The organism is Rhodococcus sp. MS13 (assembly GCF_013277835.1).
Lineage (GTDB): Bacteria > Actinomycetota > Actinomycetes > Mycobacteriales > Mycobacteriaceae > Rhodococcus_F > Rhodococcus_F erythropolis.
On record NZ_VBTL01000008.1, the window covers coordinates 12,145 to 26,344 of the forward strand.

The 14,200-nt window shown below is 61.8% G+C and carries 11 protein-coding genes and 1 tRNA gene; 8 read left to right on the plus strand and 4 right to left on the minus strand.

From position 1 onward, the window contains the following. Window positions 1-237 precede the first annotated feature (237 nt). Entirely contained in the window at window positions 238-1,347 is a 1,110-nt protein-coding gene (locus tag FEZ59_RS16570) for a DUF4238 domain-containing protein (RefSeq protein WP_172932903.1), read from the minus strand. 1,008 nt (window positions 1,348-2,355) lie between these two features. On the opposite strand from FEZ59_RS16570, the gene FEZ59_RS16575 reads away from it, so the two are divergent. Together FEZ59_RS16575 and FEZ59_RS16580 are read left to right on the plus strand one after the other, a co-directional pair. Continuing rightward, on the plus strand, window positions 2,356-2,952 hold the full coding sequence (locus FEZ59_RS16575) for a recombinase family protein (RefSeq protein WP_172932904.1): 597 nt from the start codon (window positions 2,356-2,358) through the stop codon (window positions 2,950-2,952). 1,152 nt (window positions 2,953-4,104) lie between these two features. Next, on the plus strand, window positions 4,105-5,046 hold the full coding sequence (locus tag FEZ59_RS16580) for an SMI1/KNR4 family protein (protein ID WP_172932905.1): 942 nt from the start codon (window positions 4,105-4,107) through the stop codon (window positions 5,044-5,046). Between the two features lie 259 nt (window positions 5,047-5,305). Here FEZ59_RS16580 and FEZ59_RS16585 read toward each other — a convergent pair whose 3' ends face one another. Both FEZ59_RS16585 and FEZ59_RS16590 read right to left on the minus strand, forming a co-directional pair. Then, complete coding sequence (locus FEZ59_RS16585) at window positions 5,306-6,109, minus strand: hypothetical protein (protein ID WP_172932906.1); 804 nt, start codon at window positions 6,107-6,109, stop codon at window positions 5,306-5,308. Window positions 6,110-6,582: 473 nt separating this feature from the next. Beyond that, a complete protein-coding gene (locus FEZ59_RS16590) occupies window positions 6,583-6,864 on the minus strand; it encodes a hypothetical protein (protein WP_172932907.1) in 282 nt (93 codons plus the stop codon). A gap of 195 nt (window positions 6,865-7,059) precedes the next feature. Between FEZ59_RS16590 and FEZ59_RS16595 the strand changes: the two genes are divergently transcribed. Beyond that, complete coding sequence (locus FEZ59_RS16595; RefSeq protein ID WP_172932908.1) at window positions 7,060-7,401, plus strand: hypothetical protein; 342 nt, start codon at window positions 7,060-7,062, stop codon at window positions 7,399-7,401. Window positions 7,402-7,453: 52 nt separating this feature from the next. Here FEZ59_RS16595 and FEZ59_RS16600 read toward each other — a convergent pair. Next, window positions 7,454-7,539: transfer RNA gene (locus FEZ59_RS16600), tRNA-Leu, on the minus strand. 254 nt (window positions 7,540-7,793) lie between these two features. Between FEZ59_RS16600 and FEZ59_RS16605 the strand changes: the two genes are divergently transcribed. From FEZ59_RS16605 to FEZ59_RS16625, 5 genes are all read left to right on the plus strand, one after another. Beyond that, window positions 7,794-9,212, plus strand: coding sequence for a DUF3662 and FHA domain-containing protein (locus FEZ59_RS16605; RefSeq protein WP_172932909.1), 1,419 nt, complete (start codon window positions 7,794-7,796; stop codon window positions 9,210-9,212). Window positions 9,213-9,398: 186 nt separating this feature from the next. Beyond that, window positions 9,399-9,863 (plus strand): FHA domain-containing protein, encoded by a 465-nt coding sequence (locus FEZ59_RS16610; RefSeq protein ID WP_003943418.1) that lies wholly within the window; start codon window positions 9,399-9,401, stop codon window positions 9,861-9,863. Further along, window positions 9,860-11,284 carry a protein phosphatase 2C domain-containing protein gene (locus FEZ59_RS16615; protein WP_172932910.1) on the plus strand — a complete coding sequence of 475 codons (1,425 nt, stop codon included), beginning with the start codon at window positions 9,860-9,862 and terminating at the stop codon, window positions 11,282-11,284. The genes FEZ59_RS16610 and FEZ59_RS16615 overlap by 4 nt, the downstream gene beginning before the upstream one ends. Beyond that, window positions 11,284-12,735 (plus strand): FtsW/RodA/SpoVE family cell cycle protein, encoded by a 1,452-nt coding sequence (locus FEZ59_RS16620; RefSeq protein WP_007735775.1) that lies wholly within the window; start codon window positions 11,284-11,286, stop codon window positions 12,733-12,735. Before FEZ59_RS16615 ends, FEZ59_RS16620 begins: the two co-directional genes overlap by 1 nt. Next, complete coding sequence (locus FEZ59_RS16625) at window positions 12,732-14,198, plus strand: penicillin-binding protein 2 (RefSeq protein ID WP_007735774.1); 1,467 nt, start codon at window positions 12,732-12,734, stop codon at window positions 14,196-14,198. Before FEZ59_RS16620 ends, FEZ59_RS16625 begins: the two co-directional genes overlap by 4 nt. Window positions 14,199-14,200: the final 2 nt, after the last annotated feature.

Here is a 14,200-nt window from a genome sequence, read left to right on the forward strand (position 1 = left end):
CCTGTCACCATGTCGAGGTTGGGCGGTCAACCCCGTGGAGCGGAGCGTGGGTTGACGGGTCGGGTCCCCGACATGGTGTTCGGGGGCGACTTGTACGACGACTTTCTTGACCGCTCGGGGCTGCGTAGCGGCAACGGCGCCGGAGGCGGCGTTCAACTCTTGGGCGTGACCGACGTTGTACGTATTTGGTCGCTGTACCTTGAAACCTGTTTGATGCCCGACCTCAGTGCGTGGTTTCTACGGCGTGGTCCACCGCGAAAGAGGCCACTGCGGTTGGTAAGGGGCTCCAGTCCATCTAGTGGGTAGCGACACTAACCGCGCGAGTTCAGCAAAGTTACGCACCGAGGCCGGAAACTCCTGTGCGGCCGACGGGTAGGGAGGCACCCTGATCTGTACCGCAGCAGTCGAGCCTGGCTCGTCGAAAACTAGCTCGTTGCAATTGAACGCCAATTCCCGATTCACGAACTTCGTCTCAGCCGGTGTCAGGCTGGTTGGACCCCTGAGCTGTGCCTTCTGTCCGGCAAGCACAAGCAACCGCCGGGGACCTATGGGGAAAAGGATCAATGGCGCGCTGTGGAACGAAACAGGTAATTCCCGGGAGTGCCTTTTTGTGCCGATCAGCACAACAGGCTCGTCACTGGTAATCAATGGAGTCTTGGTGCTGGCAAGCCACCAGGATCTATCATTCTCCAAATGAGGAACGATCCGGTTCCTCCACACACCTATTGCGCTTTCGATCGCTTTCGGTTGAGCGCTGGTGCTTATCACACCCTGGTTGATCACGCTTTGCGCAATTTCGCGATGCCGGACGAGTGAATACGGGATGTTGTACAAAGTGCACACGGAGGGAAGAACATCGGGAATGTCCAGCACGTACTTTGCACCGTAGTGCTCGATCGCACGCCCGATATCAAGTTCGCTCTGCCGTGAGCGGATTGTTCGTTGGCTTTGCAGCCCCACATAGACGGCGAGATTCGAGAGGATGTTCGGATCCCTCACTCGACCGTCCTGCAGCCCGTCCAAGGCGCGCAGCCAGTGAGCTGCCTTGTCCTCGATTCTTCCCATATGCGTCTCGAACCACATGTTCGGGTTGAGGTCGGAATCGATGTCAGGGGCTTCTATTTCGTAGAAATTCTCCTCGAACGCGATGGCATCCGGATCAACGCATCCGCCAACATTCGTCTTGACATTTAAGTATTGAATCTCTGAGCTGCCTGCGATCGACCAACGTTTCAGATACATCTTGGGGACGTAATGGTGGCGAATCGTCGTCTGCGAATTTCGACGTGTTGCGTCCTTCGAGTGCTCGATCTCGGTGTCACTTGTCCAGCGATTTGCGGATGTCACAGTCCGAGAATACAAGCCGTTGCATTCTTGGAGTCGTTGTCGGCCGTAAACGTCCAGAGGTCGATAAGCCTCGCCGTGAGGGGTTTTATGCGGAAGCTATGCAAGCCGGTCACGGGTGGCGTCGCTGAGCTTTAATTTGTAGTGCTGGAATGAGGATCAGGTCGCCACGCCCTGACCGCGCTGCAGTGTCGCGCACGTACGTCTGGCCGTTCCCTGTAGACCCCTCGAGAGCAGTGGCAAGCATGTCTTTGAAGGCGGAACTTTCGTCGGGCGCAGACCCTTTGTACACCTCAGTCATGTTGTGCTCATTGTCGAACGTCGCTATCCAGGAAAACATGTGCTCCACATTTCCGAAGGGGTGAGCGCGACTGAACCAACCGGTTTCGCGCTCGTGCCTTCTTATTTAGAAGACGGGAATTGAACACAGAGTCACTTAGACAGAATCATGCGTGTTCCCGCCGCGCGAGATTCCAACCCGCCCCTGAAACGAGTGCTCCGCCTGCGGCCCCGAAAATGGGTCCACCAATGATCAGCCCCACTATGAATCGGTAAACCGAGACCTTGTCGATCCGTATCGATCGGAAGTCATTTGGCTGGTAACTGGCCGTATAGATCGTGAACGGTTGGGAGTAGTACCACCACAACACCGCAGCACCTATGAGTCCACACGTTAGGCCGAAACCGGCAAAGACCAGCACTGTCACGGCCACCGGCCGGGGTGGCGCTTTCACAACTTCTCTTCCAGAGTCACATACGCACGCTACCCAACGAGAATCTCAACCATCACCTCCTCATCCAAATCCGCTGAGCGCCCTCCTGCGGGTTTGGGTGTGCGTTTTGACCATCGTCATACCGGACGATCACAAACGCGCTTCTGTGTGAAATTGACGTGGGGAAATTCTCGCGATTTCGTCCGTTATATGTGTCCGTTGGATTTGTCCGTTATGGCATAGTTTCTAGCGGACAGTTTGTGTCCGGGACGTCTGAACGGCGAAAATCGGGAGTGCAATGAAGATCGGCTACGCGCGTGTGAGTACGACGGCTCAGGATTCGTCGATTCAGGTCGGGCTTCTTGCCAAGGAGGGTGTCGATCGCGACCGGGTGTATGTCGATCACGGAATCAGTGGCCGGCAGACTCGGCGACCCGGACTCGACAATGCGATCAACGCGGCCCGCGAAGGCGAGGTGTTCTGTGTGACGAAACTCGACCGGCTCTCTCGGTCAGCGGGGGATCTTCACGAGACGGTGAAGCGACTCGCTGCCAAAGGTGTGGCGTTGTCGATCGACGGGAAGATTTACGATCCGACCGATCCGATGGGCAAGATGTTCATCGGTGTCCTCGGGTTGATGGCCGAATTCGAGTCCGATCTGATCCGGAGTCGGACCAGGGATGCTGTTGCGGCGGCTGCGGCGGCCGGCAAGATGAAGGGCCGTCAGCACAAGCTCACCCCGGAAGAGCGCGCGTACCTGCTGCAAACGTACGAAACTGGGCAGTTCAAGATTGAAACACTGTGCAGGAAAACAGGTTTGAAGCGCTCAGCGCTGTACACGAACATCGAGTTGGCCCGCACCGAACGGGAAGCTGGAGCGCTCCCGGCACCCTGAAACTAGCCGGAAGTCAGTCCGTCACGTCAACGCTCGCAGATGTCGTCGCGTTCTCCGTGCCAAATAATTCGGAGAAAACGTGCCAAATAATTCCGAAAGTCACAGCGAAGCTTTCCCGAAATAGTGGAATAGACCGCCTCCCTGAACAAGACATGTTCGCGGCTACTCCGTGAGATCACCGCGCCTACGATGCTCCCGCTTGAACTGGTCGGTCGTGAGCTTGATTCGGTCGGGTCGCGTCACTCGTATCGGCTCGCCGGTCTCAGGATCAACCGGAATGTAGTCGCCGTACACCCCTGAGTCGTGCCCGGACGAGAACGCGCGATTCTCCCGTTCCGCTTTCTGGTGGGCAAGCAGTCTTTCGTTCCTGGCACGGCGCTCACGAATCATCTTGGACGTAGCCCACTTTTCGTAGCCGAAGGAAAAAATCAAGAAACCAACAACGAGACCGCCGAATACGAGGGCAACTATCCAGAAAAGGTGCACGGCAGAAAGTTCACAGGTAGCGGTAGCGCGTTGTCAAGCTGCTTGGACTGCAGTAGTTTTCGGATGTAAGAGGGCGCGTCTCGACGTGTCGCACTGAGGATCTCAATGCGGGAAACAAGGTCCGCTGTGTAGCGACGGATGTGCCAGCATTCGACAACCTGCGATCGCTTCCATGCGTGGCGAATTTGGATTCGCGCCGTTGCGAAGCACATGCCGCTTCAGCGCTTAGTCGCGAGGATCGGTAGTTAGAAGGGTAAAGATTACCGTGTGCGCGACAACTGAACTCCGCTGTGCCAGACAACGAACCCGGTGAGCGCTCCGACCGCAGCGCTGGCCAGTGGCCCGACAATGAGATACAGCGTCGGGCTCTCATCACTGCCAGGGCAGAGGGAGATCGTAGGCAAATTGACCGGATCCGTGATCTGCGATGTCAGAGGTGCGTACGAAGTACATTGAGTCGGTTGCCCGAGCCACCACAGCACGAAGCCAACGCAGATAAGACCACCAATCAAGAAGGTTGCAGCCCCCGCTGCGATCAACGTACGCATCTCAGCATCCTTCCATGGTCGCGCCCACGTTCAGTTCGGTGGATAGCGTCGTCACCATAGAATTGAAACGCCGGATTGAATTGAAACGCCGGATTTGACAGAGACCAGGAGAAGTTCAGTGACCATCGTTTCATCGGAGTGGCCTGACGGCGACGCCGTCGGCGAATTCACCTGGCGCATCAGCGTCTTCACGGCAGACAATCGTCCGGTGCCTCTGGCTGGGCGCTCGCAGACCCACGAGGCCGCCCTGCATGACATGGTCGTCAAAGCCCGGGCCTACTTGGCCCAAGAGCCGGGCCCGTTCATCGACCGCACCGCACTCCACGTGAACCGAAACTATGTCCAGGTCCAGGGCATCGTTGACCCGGAGCTCAGCGTCGACGATATCGTCGCTCGAATCACCGCCGCCTACGATGCCGAAGCCGCTGCCGATGCGGAACGTGAGCGCCGTCGACGCGAGATCGACGCCATTCCGAGACTGAGCCCGACGCCCGCAGGCTCGGTACGCGAGGCGTGGAACGACATCGAAGCTTGGCTGACAGTCAATACGGACTATTCGGCTGACAATCGTGTGCCGACACAGGAGTTGACGGGCACCGACGGTTGGCCGGACGAGCTCGTCGAGTTTCTGACGCTGTATTCCGGTGCGCCCTATCGACTGCTGCCGCTGAACGCATTGCTGACCGTCGAACAGATCCACGGTGCACGCCGATCGATGGTCAAGGTCTGGGCGGGCTTGGCAGCCGAAGATCCCGAGATGGTCGATGCGAATGCGTCAGCGCAACCCGCGGGAACACCTGCCTACTCCTTCATCGAGGAGTACATTCCGTTCGCTGGATTGGATGGATACTTCTGGTTCGTCGACACCCGCCCGGGTCCGATGTACGGGTGCGTTACCGAATACCGCCGGGACTCGAGCGACGAGGACGGACCGAAGTGGGTTTCTATCAGTGCCATGCTGACGGACCTCGCCGACACCCTGGCGGGTGAGACCGTCTTCGATCGCATGTGGCTGTCGTCTGTCACCGATGGCGAACTCGACTGGCGGATACGACGTTAGCTGCGGCCGCCGAAGACTGTTCGAGTGGTTTCCTGGAGTGGCAGGTGTCGTCGACGAGGAAGGCCCTCTTCCTATTTGCTGACGGTTTCGGTCACTCGTAGCGCGGTTGCAGAAGCCAGTGCCCGCGAGAACGGTGACCAGCTGACCGAATGCCCGACCTGCACCCGCTCATGCGGCTACCGGCGGTGGTGTGGACAGGCTGCGGATGTGCCGGTCGCGGTAACGATCGTTTTCGGCGAGCTAGCCCGTCATCTTAGGATCACCGCGTGAACTTGATGCTGTAGCCGGCCAGGCCATCGATCTTCACTCGGTACTCGACGCCTTCAAGCGTTGTCATGGTCCAGCCGTCCTTGACGCTTATCGACTCGCCCACAGGCATCCCCGCGACACCTGCGACCGCGAGCCCTTCGATGTCGCCGTCACTCACAAACTTGATGTCGGTTTCGCCCTGTTCAGCGTTGGTGGCCTGGCCGAAGATCGTACCCACTGCTAACTCCGGCGATGTGTTCTTGACGGTGACCGGGAAGTAGACGCTCACGGGCTCCAGAGGCCGGTCATACAGTGTGCTCGCGTCCTCACTCGGCGTGAACTCGACCGGTGCGCCCACGGTGATCGCCAGCTTCACCTCGCCCGACCGCACCGTGTCGCTGTAGATCGCGGTCTGGCCGAACTTGCATGGAATTCCGCCCAGTTTCCCGTCGCAGATCATCGGGTCGGCCGACGAGGAGGGTTCCGCTTCCCTTTCCGGAGCAGACTGCGGGGAGGACTGCTCGGCACTCGAGGCTGCCACGGTGTCTGTCGTGGACGCGTTGCTGTCGTCTTCCAATAGCACTCCGGCGGTGAGGATACCCGCCAGGATGACACTGGCGGCGCCAACTGCGGCCCATAATCGCCAAGGGGGCTTAGGCTTTGGCCGACGGAAGGTCATGGTGGTTCGCAGGCGGCCCTCCTGTTGGGTGACCAACTCCCAGCCTTGCTGCTGCTTGCTTGTGATCGTTTTCGACTCAGTGCCGCGGATCGCCTTTATCTCAGTGAACTCGTACCGTGTTTCCTCGCCGGTCATGTCTCTTTCCGTCCTTCGATAGCGGTAATTGCGGGTGAACCCGTAACCAAGGACGGGGAAATAAGGTGCACGATGCAGTGTGCACTATCCGGTGGCATCCATGGACGTCATCCAAAGGAAACTCGTTCGCGAACTGCCTCATCCGACCTTCTGGAATGAGGTAGGTCATTCGTCAGGACGGCCGATACGTGCCAGTGAAGCATCATCCCCGGTGTTGTCGAACTAGAAACAGGTCGCCACACAGTTGCCGATCCGAGGGGTTCCCTACAGATCGGGACCGTCGAGTGATCGTCGGTCTGGCAGGTGTGGCGACCTGCTTCTCGTCGTATCGTGATCCTGTCGGAATATCTCGGTGAGGTCTGGTAGATGCTCGATCTCCGCGAAGGTCAAGTAGATGGGTAGCCCAGGTAGGGGCTCTGTGAGGTGTACTCGCGTGTCGGTCAAGCGCAGATCCTCCAATGATGTCCTGGCAGTCAGTCTTTCAAGTAGAGACGGCTGGCTTCGTCAAGGACGCGCCTGTAGGCGGCGTCGGTTGCCTTGAGCGCGGTGTCAACGAGGTCGAGTTCGCGGAGTACGGCTTCGCAAGTCTCGGACCCTGTGGTGGCGTCGCCGAGGGTGTCTGCTTCGAGGGTTTCAGGGTCGCACAGCTTGTAATCGGCGGCGCTGGCGGCGACTCGGTGAAGCAGATCGTTGATTACTCCGAGCTGGCCGTGCAGTTGCAGATAGAGGTCGCTGGGTGCAATGCGGTCAGGCATGAAGTCTCCCTAAGTGTTTCGCTGTTTCCGGTGCTCAGGGGAAGAGTCTCTGGCTGCTAAGAACGACGAAGCACTTCGTGCCGAACCACCCCACTATGGGGTGAATGTCCGTTATCTTCCTCGATAGTGGTTGCAATCTCCTGGCTGCTTGGCGTCCCGTGCAGGGATGCTGTCACCACGAAAGGGTGCACATCTGTGAATGGACTCGACACACCTACTCGTTTGTCCCGGACCACCGCGGCCCTCGGTGTCGGAGCGCTCGCTGCCGCGATCACCTTCGGCAGTGCAGTTGGTACTGCATCAGCCGACACTCCGGTCGTCGACTTCGGCAGTATCTCTTTCGCGGTGACCAACGGTCCCGACAACACCATCTACGACATCAACGCAATCATCAATCTCCCACCCGGCACACTGCCGCCAGGGATGATGACCCCTCAGATCACGGCGCCCGCCGCGCCCCCTCAACCAGTCGGCAACCCGTTTGCGGGCACCGCATTGGACTTCGTTCTGAGCTTCATTCAGGCCTTGGCCAGATAGCCGACAACAAAAACGAGGCCACGAACTCTTATGAGTTCGTGGCCTCGTCTTGTGGTGGGCGAAGGGGGACTTGAACCCCCACGTCCCGAAGGACACTGGCACCTGAAGCCAGCGCGTCTGCCATTCCGCCACTCGCCCGAGCAACGCCGAAACATTATCACGACAAACTTTGAAAGTTCTATTCGTGCAGCTCAGGGCACGAATCGGTGAACACCGAGCACCCGAAAGCCCAGAACCGATACCATGCTGAAACAGCGGCCAGGTACTGCCGAAGCGACATTTGACAGTACCGTGGAACCTGTACAGCAGTTTGGACGACACGCGACAAGGCGGTGCCGGCGCTACTTGCCGAGCATTTTGCCGTCGTAGATGCGAGGCGAGAGGAGGGCCCGATGGGCATCGTGCAGCGTTTCGAACGAAAGCTCCAAGGAGCAGTCGGCGACGCATTCGCGCGGGTCTTCGGTGGTGGTGTTGTGCCGCAGGAAGTAGAGGCGGCGCTCCAGCAGGAGGCACGTGACCGCGTCGAGCACCTCGGCGGCGGAATCCTTCTCGCCCCCAACAACTACGTGATCACCATCAACAACTCCGATCACGAAGAGTTGGCAGCTGATCGCGAACTGACTACCAAAGCTTTCAGCCGACACCTGCAGGATTTCATCCGCGATCAGGGTTGGCAGACGTACGGCGACATCTCGGTCACCTTCGAGCCTTCGCCTACGCTCCACACCGGTCAGTTCCGCACCCGCGGAACCGTCGACCCGGATGGTGACGCCGAGCAGGCATCGCCGCCGTCGCATGTTCCGCAGGTTTCGTCGCGGCCTCCACAACGGCCGCCTCAGCGACCCGCACCGATTGTTCCCCCTGTTTCCAATCCAGTCCCGTCACAACCAGGAGCCGGCCCCATGACGCAGAACTCAGGCTACGAACCAAGCCGCGAACCGGCGGGTCGCCAGCCCGAACCGCAGCAGCCGGCACGGAACGGGTACTCCCACGACGACGGCGGTTACGCCGCTCCGCAGGGCCAGGAAGCGCCGTACCAGAACGGTTACGACCGCGGCGACGGTTACCGAACAGGCGACGACCAGCAGGGCTACAACCAGCAGCAGGGTGGCTACGACCAGCAGGCGTACCCGAATCAGCAGCAGCCGTACGAGCAGGCCGGTTACGACCAGCAGGGCTATGACCAGCAGGGCGCCAGCTACGACCAGCAGGGTTACCAGCAGCAGCCGTACGACCAGCAGGGCTACGGCCAGCAGGCGTACCAGGGTGGGTACGACCAGCAGGGCTACCAGCAGGGCGGCTACGACCAGCAGGGCTACCAGCAGCCGTACAACGGCCAGTCCTACGATCAGCCGGGCTACGACCAGCAGAGCTACCAGCAGGGCGGCTACGACCAGCAGGCGTACACACAGCAGCCGTACGAGCAGGCCGGCTACGAGCAGGGCGGCAACTTCGAGCAGACGCAGGCCTACCCGCAGCAGGGCTATGCCCAGCCGCAGGGCGGTTACGCACCGACGGCCCAGAGCCTGACGGCAACTCTGCAGCTCGAGGACGGCAGCGGACGGCATTTCCAGCTTCGCGACGGCAGCAATGTCATCGGCCGTGGCCAGGAAGCTCAGTTCCGCCTCCCGGACACCGGCGTCTCACGTCGCCACATCGACATCCGTTGGGACGGCCGCACCGCGATGCTGTCCGATTTGGGATCCACGAACGGCACCACCGTCAACGGCGCACCGGTCCAGGACTGGCAGCTGGCAGACGGCGACATCATTCGCGCAGGTCACTCGGAGATTCTGGTTCGCATTCTCTGAGCTGAGAAACGGACGCCAGGATTTTTCCGATAACAATCGAACACTCGGCGGTCCGTCGGCGCGCCGCCGTCACGCGGCTGTCAGTATCGTGATCTTCGGGGCCCAGAGCCCCCTATGATGCTGCCAGTCGACAATGCTCGAACCCCGCTGCGGCGGGGCTCGAGCCATAGAAGGAGGTGGACAGCCGTGCAGGGCCTGATTCTGCAACTCACACGGGCGGGCTTCCTGCTCCTACTGTGGCTGTTCGTCTGGGCAGTCCTCCGCACTCTCCGCTCCGACATCTATGCCGGCTCCGGGGTCAGGGTTCCGCCGCGGTACACCCGTGCCGGAAAGGTCCTGCCCTCGCTGGGCAAGGCGAAGGTGCCTCGGTACCTGGTGGTCACGCAGGGCGCCCTCGCCGGCACCCGCATCACCCTGGGTTCTCAACCAGTCATGATCGGCCGCGCCGACGATTCGACGCTCGTTCTCACCGACGATTACGCGTCGACGCGCCATGCGAGGCTCTCGCAGCGCGGCGCTGATTGGTACGTCGAGGATCTCGGTTCGACCAACGGCACCTATCTGGACCGCGCCAAGGTCACCACTGCGGTGCGCGTGCCGCTGGGCACTCCGGTTCGCGTCGGCAAGACGGTAATCGAGCTACGCCCGTGACCCTTGTTCTCCGCTACGCGGCGCGCAGCGACCGCGGTCTCGTGCGCTCCAACAACGAAGATTCCGTGTACGCCGGTGCCCGTCTGCTGGCCTTGGCCGACGGTATGGGCGGACACGCGGCCGGTGAGGTCGCGTCGCAACTGATGATTGCCGCTCTGGCGCATCTCGACGACGACGAGCCCGGCGAAGATCTGCTCGGCAAGCTCGAGGCAGCCACCCGCGAGGGCAACGATTCCATCGCCGATCACGTCGAGGAAGAACCCGAACTCGACGGCATGGGCACCACGCTCACCGCGATCCTCTTCTCCGGCAGCAAGCTCGGCCTCGTGCACATCGGCGACTCGCGCGCCTACCTGCTGCGTGACGACCACCTGACACAGATCACCCGCGACGACACGTTCGTTCAGTCGCTGGTCGACGAAGGCAGGATCACCGCCGAGCAAGCACACACTCACCCGCAGCGATCCCTGATCATGCGGGCGTTGACCGGCAACGAGATCGAGCCGACGCTCACCGTGCGCGAAGCCCGCGCCGGCGATCGCTACCTGCTCTGCTCCGACGGCCTCTCCGATGTGGTCAGCGACGAGACCATCGAGAACACGATGCGCGAAGGCTCGCAGGAGCAGTGCGCCGACCGTCTGATCGAATTGGCGCTGCGCAGCGGCGGTCCCGACAACGTCACCGTCGTCGTCGCCGATGTCATCGACCTCGATTACGGCCAGTCTCATCCCATCGTCGCGGGCGCCGCGTCGACGGAAGAGGAAGAGGACGCCCCTCCCCCCAACACCGCAGCCGGCCGCGCCGCTGCCATGCGTCCGCCGCGCGCGACGCCCAAGCGAGTTGTCTCCCAACCCGAACCGGAACCGAAGAAGAAGCGGAACCGGTTGTGGTGGGTGGTCCTCGCCGTGGTGCTGATCGCGCTGGTCGGCGTCGGCGCCGTGATCGGCCGCGCCGTCATCCGCAACAACTACTACGTCGGCGAAGACAACGGCCGCGTGACTGTGCTGCGCGGAATCCCCGGTTCGGTGCTCGGTTACTCGCTGCAAGACGCGGATCTGGTGGGTTGCGTCGGCGACGACGACGTCCTCACCCTCGTCTCCCCCGACGCGATTCCCAGCAACTGCGACATCCTCGAAGTGACGGATCTGCAGCCGTCGGCGCAGGAGCAGGTGCGCGCCGGGCTGCCGTCCGGCAAGCGTGAGGATGCGCAGAGCCAGATGATCCGTCTCATCGGCGGCGATCTGCTGCCTCGTTGTGAGCCGGTTCCGACAACGACGGCCACGCCCACTCCCCCGCCGGCACCGGAGACCACGCCGCCCCCCGCACCGCCCGGGGAGCCTGCTGCGCCGACGACGGCGGCACCCACGACTACGCCTACGCCGACCGACATTCCCGGTCAGACTTGCAGGACGGTCAACTGATGTCGTCCAACGCAGCTGCGGGGACGGCTTTTCCGAGTCCGCCCGGAGGTTTTGCCCCGGCGCCGGTCCAGTCGACCCGTCGAAACATGGAGCTACTGCTCCTGGGCTTTGCAGTCATCATCACGACGGTCTCGCTTCTGCTCGTCGAGGCGAGCCAGGAACAGAAGATCACTCTCGATCTGGCCAAGTACGCGCTTGCGTACACGGGCTTGTTCCTGATCGCGCACTTGGCAATTCGGCGGTATGCGCCGTACGCCGATCCGCTGCTGCTGCCGATCGTCGCCCTGCTCAACGGCCTCGGGTTGGTGCTCATCCACCGACTCGACCTCGCCGACGAGCAGACTGCGCTCTACAACGGCGTCGAGGCACCGTCACCGGATGCGAACCAGCAGGTCATGTGGACTGCACTGGCGATCACCGGTTTCGTGTTGCTGCTCGTGTTCTTGAAGGACTACCGCCTGATGGCGCGGTTCAGCTACACGCTCGGCCTCGCGGGCCTGGTGTTCCTGGCGATTCCTGCGATCCTGCCGGCGAAGTTCTCGAGCGTGAACGGCGCAAAAATCTGGATTCGCCTGCCCGGATTCAGCATTCAGCCAGGTGAGTTCGCGAAGATCCTGCTCATCATCTTCTTCGCGTCCGTGCTCGTCGCGAAGCGCGACCTGTTCACCTCGGCCGGTAAACACTTCCTGGGCATGGACTTTCCGCGTGCCCGCGACCTCGGCCCGATTCTGCTCGCCTGGATCGTCTCGGTGGGCGTGCTCGTCTTCGAAACCGACCTCGGTACGTCGCTGCTGCTCTTCAGCACCGTGCTGGTGATGCTCTACATCGCGACCGAACGTGTGGGCTGGCTGGTGATCGGCGGCGGACTGCTCGCCATCGGATTCTTCTTCGCCTACAAGATGTTCGGTCACGTGCGCGTGCGCGTCGACACCTGGCTCGATCCGCTCGGCGACTACGCCAACACTGGCTATCAGATCTCGCAATCGCTGTTCGGCCTGGCCACCGGTGGTATCGCCGGAACGGGTCTGGGCAGCGGCCGCCCCAACCAGGTGCCGTTCGCGAAGACGGACTTCATCATCGCGACCATCGGCGAAGAGCTCGGCCTGATCGGCCTGGCCGCTGTGCTGATGCTGTTCCTGCTTCTCATCGTGCGCGGCCTGCGTACGGCGTTGGCGGTGCGCGACAGCTTCGGCAAACTGCTCGCCGCCGGTCTGTCGTTCACCATCGCGATCCAGATCTTTGTCGTCGTCGGCGGCGTCACCAAGCTGATCCCGCTGACTGGTCTGACAACACCGTTCATGTCGTACGGCGGCTCGTCGCTGCTCGCGAATTATCTACTGCTGGCCATCCTCGTCCGGATCTCGGACGCGGCTCGTGCGCCGGTAGTGACGAAGAAGAAAGGTCCGCCCCCAATCGCTGACGCCAATACCGAGATGATGCCGCGCGTATGAACACTCCACTGCGCCGCGTCGCGATGGCCGTCATGGTGATGGTCGTCGCGCTCCTCGCCAACGCCACGTACGTACAGGTCATCAAAGCTGACGACCTGCGAGCCGACCCGCGCAACTCGCGGGTGCTGCTCGACGAGTACTCACGCCAGCGAGGTCAGATCTCGGCTTCCGGTCAGGTGCTTGCCGCCTCCCGCGCCACCGACGACCGGTACAAGTACCTGCGCGAGTATCCGAATCCGTACCCGTACGCACCGGTCACGGGCTTCTACTCGATGCAGTACGGCAGCGCCGGCCTCGAGCGCACCGAGGATCCGATTCTCAACGGCTCGGACAACCGGCTGTTCAGTCAGCGCTTCTTCGACCTGGTGTCCGGACGCGATCCGCGCGGCGGCAACGTCGTCACGACGCTCAATCCGGCCATGCAGCAGGTGGCGTACGACCAGCTGACCAGCAAGGGTTACACCGGTTCCGTCGTCGCCATCGAGCCGAGCACCGGACGCATCCTGACGATGGTCAGCACTCCGAGCTACGACCCGAACCTGCTTGCCAGCCACGACGGTGCCGAGACCACCAAGGCGTGGGACGAGCTCAATGCCGATCCCAACGATCCGCTGGTCAACCGCGCGATCTCGCAGACCTACCCACCCGGCTCGACGTTCAAGGTGCTCACCACGGCCGCAGCTCTTGGCAACGGTGCGACGCCGGACGACCAGCTGACCGCGGCTCCGCAGATCACGCTGCCCGGCACCAGCACGACCCTCGAGAACTACAACGGCAGCACCTGCGGCCCCAACCCGACGGCGTCGTTGCGCGACGCGTTTGCGCGCTCGTGCAACACGGCTTTCGTCGAACTGGGCATCAAGGACGGCGCGGACGCCATCAAGGACGAGGCCAGCGCTTTCGGCATCGGGCCCAACACTCCCGCGATCCCGCTGCCGGTTGCGGACAGCACCGTCGGCGACATCTCCGACGACGCGGCTCTCGGCCAGACCAGCATCGGCCAGCGCGACGTCGCGGTGACCCCGCTCGAGAACGCAGTGATCGCCGCGACCGTCGCCAACGGTGGTGTGCGGATGCAGCCCAACCTGATCTCCCAGTTGCAGGCACCGGATCTGACCGATCTCAGTACGCCGTCACCGGTGTCGATGGGTCAGGCGATCTCGCCGGCAGTGGCGGCAACGCTGACTGATCTGATGATCGGCTCGGAGAACTTCACAGGCGGCGACGGCAAGATCCCCGGGGTTCAGATCGCGTCCAAGACCGGTACCGCCGAGCACGGCGTGAACCCGCGGGAAACTCCGCCGCACGCCTGGTACATCGCTTTTGCACCGGCGCAGAATCCGACGGTCGCCGTGGCCGTCATCGTCGAGAACGGTGGTGACCGCGGACTTGCCGCTACCGGTGGCTCGGTTGCTGCGCCGATCGGTCGTGCAGTCATCGCAGCCGGAATCCAAGGGGGCTGAAC